The sequence below is a fragment of the Staphylococcus sp. GDY8P57P genome (assembly GCF_017892585.1).
In the GTDB taxonomy this organism is placed as follows: Bacteria; Bacillota; Bacilli; order Staphylococcales; family Staphylococcaceae; genus Staphylococcus; species Staphylococcus borealis.
The window spans coordinates 201-508 of sequence record NZ_JAESLK010000089.1; the positions used below are offsets into that span (position 1 = coordinate 201).

A 308-nucleotide genomic window follows, 5' to 3' on the forward strand; every position below is an offset into this window, starting at 1 on the left:
TCGCTATCGCTCGGCATTGACGTCAGATACTGCACCCCCTGAAACCCCATGCTCCAACAGCAAAAAGGAAACTTTTTGCTGCTGTTCCGACGCTTATTCACTTCGTTCATATTTATATAGAAAAGAAGTGAATGCGTTTATGCTTACGTTTATTTTTTGATATATGGCTAGCATTTTGTAGGGGGCTTTGGGGGCTTGCCCCCAACAAGCAGGCGAGCAGTCACGAATGAGCGATAGCGATTGAGTGGCTAGCAAAGCCAGTGCTTGCCAAACCTTAATTAAGCGTTTATGCCGAGAAAACATTTTGA

General features: G+C 44.8%; 1 protein-coding gene. It reads right to left on the reverse strand.

Annotated elements, in window-relative coordinates; all coding sequences use genetic code 11:
• Positions 1 to 93: 93 nt before the first annotated feature.
• Positions 94 to 308 (reverse strand): hypothetical protein (locus KA878_RS13645; RefSeq protein ID WP_210142214.1); only part of this gene is annotated, 215 nt, incomplete at its 5' end.